This is a genomic window from Microbacterium umsixpiens (assembly GCF_053543675.1).
Window position 1 is genome coordinate 13,161 of the sequence record NZ_JBLVOH010000152.1, and the last position, 5,330, is coordinate 18,490.

At 68.8% G+C, this 5,330-nt stretch carries 4 protein-coding genes; 2 read left to right on the plus strand and 2 right to left on the minus strand.

Annotated features, from left to right (window positions below; genetic code table 11):
- Positions 1 to 62: 62 nt before the first annotated feature.
- Together ACNPM4_RS15060 and ACNPM4_RS15065 are read right to left on the minus strand one after the other, a co-directional pair.
- Positions 63 to 1,445: an HNH endonuclease signature motif containing protein gene (locus ACNPM4_RS15060; protein WP_448986202.1), complete on the minus strand. Its 1,383-nt coding sequence runs from the start codon at positions 1,443 to 1,445 to the stop codon at positions 63 to 65.
- 80 nt (positions 1,446 to 1,525) lie between these two features.
- Positions 1,526 to 2,374: a spermidine synthase gene (locus ACNPM4_RS15065; protein ID WP_448986203.1), complete on the minus strand. Its 849-nt coding sequence runs from the start codon at positions 2,372 to 2,374 to the stop codon at positions 1,526 to 1,528.
- Positions 2,375 to 2,430: 56 nt separating this feature from the next.
- Between ACNPM4_RS15065 and ACNPM4_RS15070 the strand changes: the two genes are divergently transcribed.
- Both ACNPM4_RS15070 and ACNPM4_RS15075 read left to right on the plus strand, forming a co-directional pair.
- Positions 2,431 to 4,254 (plus strand): ABC-F family ATP-binding cassette domain-containing protein, encoded by a 1,824-nt coding sequence (locus ACNPM4_RS15070; RefSeq protein WP_448986204.1) that lies wholly within the window; start codon positions 2,431 to 2,433, stop codon positions 4,252 to 4,254.
- Between the two features lie 40 nt (positions 4,255 to 4,294).
- Positions 4,295 to 5,330 (plus strand): cation:proton antiporter (locus ACNPM4_RS15075; protein WP_448986206.1); only part of this gene is annotated, 1,036 nt, incomplete at its 3' end.

The window sequence follows — 5,330 nt, forward strand, 5'->3', positions numbered from 1 at the left end:
TTCGGGCGGCCCGTTCGCTGTCCTGTTACGTCCTGCTGTGTCCTGCTACCGCTCGCCACCGTTCAGAACGGAGCGGGCACTGTTGAATCGGTGAACGTCACCGTGTTCTGGGGCGGCGGCCGATCGATGTACGTGCGTCCGGTCGGGCTCGTCCACTCCAGCACGCCGCCCGCACGTTGCTCGAGGTGCCAGGGGGAGTGGTGTTTGAGCATGTGATGTCGTCGGCAGAACGCCGCGAGGTTCACATCTGTGGTCGCGCCCCCGGTCGAAGCCGCGTGATTGTGGTCGAGATCGCACTTCCGCGCCACGATCCCGCACCCGGGGAACCGGCACCGCTGATCCCGCGCGCGCAGATGTCGCCGCAGTTGCTCGCTCGGCCGGTATCTGTCGACAGCGAGCAGCGCGCCGGAGATCGGATGCGTCAGCACACGATCCCAGCCCATGGCCGAGCCGGCCAGCCTGCGGGCGGTGGTGATGTCGATCGGCGTCGTGCCGTCGAGCAGGGCAGGCGGGAGGACGGACGGCAGGGAGCCGCCGGAGCGCCCGCATCCGACATCGCCGGGCGTGCGCGCGAAAGCGGCGGCATCCGGAACATCGCGGTCATCGTCCATCAACGACATCACCGGCACCGAGACCTCGACGCGGGCGCGGATCTCGCCGAGCAGTCCGTCGGTCGTGTCGTGTCCTGCCGGCGTGCCCGTGAGCAGGAGGTCGGCGAGCAGGTCGGCACGCAACTGGTCGATCGTGCGCTCGTCTGCCGGCGGGCCATCGGGGCCGGAATCTCTCGCCACGTGGGCATTGTCCTGCTTCACTGCATGCGCCATCTGCGAGAGCCGGTCGAACATGCCGTGGATGAGCGCGGCCGGGCCGCGGGTGCCGAGCTCGGCCATCCCGTCGTCGAGATCTCTCGTCCACACGCGGCGGCCTTTGCGCGCCTCGCGGTGCCGTTCGCTGACCGTGCGCTCCTGGAACCGTTCGGCCAGGCGCCGTGCGAGCCGTCGCAGCCGGTTCGGGGACTCGGTCTCGGCGATCGCCACCGCCTCGGCGGCATAGGCCTGTCGGTCGGCCGCATCGTCGAGGTGGGCGCCCGCGTCGACGATCACCCGCGCATGAGCGCCACTGATGCGCCCCGCGCCCTGCGCCTCCCACACCGAAGGGAAGCGCTCGACGAGCCAGGAGGCGTCGGCCATCCGCCGCTCGATCGTGCGGTCGCTGAGATGCTGCGCGGCGCCGATCTCGGCCGCCACCGTGCGGATCGCCATGTCGCCATGATCGGGATGCGCGGCCTCGCGGGCGATGTCGATCGCCAGGCGACCGGCCATCGCGAGCATGCCGTCTCGGGCCGCGTGCATGCTGCTCAGAGTCGCCTCGGCCGCCTCGAGCGACGCCACCAGATCGGCGAGCATCGCCATCTGGGTGTCGGTCGCGTCGAGCAGTGCGGTCATGACTTCAGTCCATCACAGACCACCGACATTCGAAACTATGTTCCCCGGGATTCCGGCATCCGATTCGGCCGTTGTCTCCGCTAATCCCAGATCGGGTCGTCGGGGTCGGGGGAGTCCGTGCCGTCGACGTCGGTCATGATGCGCGCGTCGGCGATCCACGACGTCAGCTCATCGTCATGGAGCATGTGCGGTCGCGGCGTGCCGAGAAGGTCGGGAGTCGTCACGACGTCGAGTGGCTCATCGCTCGCGAAGACGACGACGTTGCCGAGCGGCCCTTCGTCATCGTTCGGTTCCGCGTCGAGAACCACGGCGACGTGATCGAACACCGAGCTCAGCGTGGCTGCCTGTCGCCGTGAATACTCGAACGGATGCCCGTCGAGCAGGTTCACGGCCACGACGCCGTCTGCGGCGGAGCGCGCGGCGACCCGGCGGTAGAACTCCTGGCTGGCCACGTGATGACGGATGACGGCGGCATCCCAGAGGTCGACCACGGTGAAGCGGGCATCCGCCCACTCGTCCGGGAGCTCCGCGTCGGCGACCGCTCGCGCATCGCCGAAGATGACCCGCAGATCGGCGTCGGCGGGCAGGGGCAGCGCGGTGACCACCGCTTCGTAGAGAGCGGGCTCGAACTCGACCACGAGCTGGGGTGAGCCGACACGCGTGGCCTCGACATAGCGGGCCAGCGTGAGTGCTCCGGCGCCCAGGTGCACGGTGAACAGCGGTGCACCGGGCTCGGCCGCGGCATCCATCGCCCTGGCGATGTGCTGGGTGTAGGCGTATTCGAGTTCGGTGGGATCCGTCATCGACACGACGGACTGCGGGATCCCGTCGACGCTGAGCTCGTAGCGACCTGGTCGCCTTCGCGATTGCACCAGCTTCGCCTTGCGATCGTCGAGCATGAGCGAGAACACCCGGCGTTTACTTGGCACCCGTCGATTTTAGGCTGGCCGCCGTACCCATCGCGCGCGGCTACCCTGGAAGGAACATGGCACATCTTCTCGGGGCTGAAGCCCTGCACCTCGAATATCCGACCAGGGTCGTCTTCGACTCCGTGACCCTCGGCATCGAAGAGGGTGACCGCATCGGCATCGTCGGCCGCAACGGCGACGGGAAGTCCAGCCTCCTCGGCATGCTCGCCGGCATCAAGGAGCCGAACTCCGGCCGCGTCACGGTGCGCGGCGGCACGCGGATCGGCGTGCTCGACCAGGCCGACAACCTGCCGGACGACCTCACGATCAGCGCCGCCGTCGTCGGCGACACCCCGGAGTACGAGTGGGCGGGTGATGCGCGCATCCGCGACGTGATCGACGGGCTCCTCACCGATCTGCCGTGGGATGCCGAGATCGGCTCGCTCAGCGGTGGCCAGCGGCGCCGGGTGTCGCTCGCGAAGCTGCTCACCGGCGACTGGGACGTCATCGCCCTCGACGAGCCCACCAACCACCTCGACGTCGAGGCGATCACGTGGCTCGCCGCGCACCTCAAGAAGCGCTGGTCGCAGAACTCGGGCGCGCTCATGGTCGTGACCCACGACCGGTGGTTCCTCGACGAGATCTGCACCGAGACCTGGGAGGTGCACGACCGCATCGTCGAGCCCTTCGAGGGCGGCTACGCGGCGTACATCCTGCAGCGCGTGGAGCGCGACCGGATGGCGGCGGCGACCGAGGCGAAGCGACAGAACCTGGCCAAGAAAGAGCTCGCCTGGCTCCGGCGCGGTGCTCCCGCCCGCACGGCGAAGCCGAAGTTCCGCATCGACGCGGCCAACGAGCTCATCGCCGACGTGCCCGAGATCCGCGACAAGGTGTCGCTGCAGTCGCTGGCCGTCTCGCGCCTCGGCAAGGACGTGGTCGACCTGCTCGACGTCGGCGTGACCTACCCGACGGCGGAAGGCGGCGAGAAGGTCGTGCTCCGCGACATCGAGTGGCGCATCGCGCCGGGGGAGCGCACCGGCATCCTCGGGGTGAACGGCGCCGGCAAGTCCACGCTCCTCGGGCTCATCTCCGGCACCGTCGAACCCACGGTCGGCCGGGTCAAGCGCGGCACGACCGTGAAGGTGCAGACCCTCACCCAGCGGCTCGACGAGCTCACCCAGCACTGGAAGGACCCGGTGCGCGTGATCATCTCGGGGCTGCGCACCTCGTACTCGATGGGTGCCGGCTCGAAGGCGCAGGACCTCACGCCCGGACAGCTGCTCGAGCGCCTCGGGTTCGACTCCGCCCAGCTCTCCGCCCCGGTCAAGGACCTCTCGGGTGGTCAGCAGCGCCGTCTGCAGCTGCTGCTCGTGCTGCTCGACCAGCCCAACGTGCTGATCCTCGACGAGCCGACCAACGACCTCGACACCGACATGCTCGCCGCCATCGAAGACCTGCTCGACTCCTGGTCGGGCACGCTCCTGGTCGTCAGCCACGACCGGTACTTCCTGGAGCGCGTCACGGACCAGCAGTACGCGATCCTCGACGGCCACCTGCGGCACCTTCCCGGAGGCGTCGACGAGTACCTGCGGTTGCGCCACCTGCAGGCGTCGGCGGGCTCGAAGCAGACTGCGACGTCGGCAGCTACGGCGACGGCGACGGCAAACGCCTCAGGTCTCGACGGCGCGGCTCTCCGCACGGCGCAGAAGGAGATCTCCTCCCTCGAGCGGCGCATCCAGAAGCTGACGCAGCAGGTCAATGCCGCCAAGACCGCGCTCGCCGATCACGATCAGGCCGACTATGCGGGACTCGGCGATCGCATGAAGAAGATCAGCGATCAGCAGGCCGAGATCGAGGAGTTGGAGCTGCGCTGGTTCGAACTCACCGAGGAGATCGGCTGACCGAGGAATATCCTTCTCCTGACGCTGTTGGGAGGTAGGGATGGAAGGCCTCGAAGTAACGGTCCTGCTCGGACTCACGATTCTCGTCGGAACCCTGATCGCCCCGCGCGTGCGTCTCGCGCTGCCCCTCGTCCTGGTCATCTTCGGACTGCTGCTCGGCTTCATCCCGCCGCTGCGTGAAGTGCAGCTGCCACCGGAGACGGTGCTGCTGCTGTTCCTCCCGGTGATCCTGTTCTGGGAGAGTCTCACGACGTCGCTGCGCTCGATCCGCCGCGACTTCCGCTACATCCTCCCGATGAGCACGGTCCTCGTGGTCGCGTCGGCCTTCGCGGTCGCCGGCATCGGCGTGCTGTTCGGGATGCCGTGGGAGATCGCGCTCATCCTGGGGGCCGCCGTCGCACCGCCGGATGCCACCGCTGTCGCGGCGCTCGGACGGCTGCTGCCGCGCCGCACGTTCATGAAGCTGAAGGCCGAGAGCCTCACCAACGACGGCACGGCGCTCGTGCTGTACGCGATCGCGGTGTCGCTCGCGCTCGGCGGCCAGATCACACCGCTCTCCGTGACACTCGACGTGCTGATCTCCTACGTCGGCGGGATCGCGGCGGGCGTCGTGATCGCCGGTCTGGGCTATCTGCTGCTGCGGCGTACCTCCTCGACGATCGTGATCAACGTGGCGCTGCTGCTGATCCCGTTCACGGCGTTCCTCGCTGCCGAGATGGTGCACGCCTCCGGCGTTCTCGCGGTCGTCGTCGCCGGGCTCATCGTCGCCTACGTGTCGCCGCGCGTGACGACGGCGTCCTCCCGACGACAGGCCGATGCGGCCTGGCCGTTCGGAGTCTTCCTGCTCAACGGCGCGCTGTTCGTGCTGATCGGCCTCGAGGTGCAGTACGTCGTGCACGAGATCTCGGCGGCGGCGATCGGCCGGCTCGTGCTGATCACGCTCGCGGTGTGGGCGACCCTCCTGGTCGTGCGCTACGTGTTCCAGGTGCTGAACGTGCTCTTCCAGCGCCAGACCGGTGGGCGTCCGGCGCGGGGAGCCCGGTCGCGGGCGCGCGTCGTGTCGACCATGGCCGGCA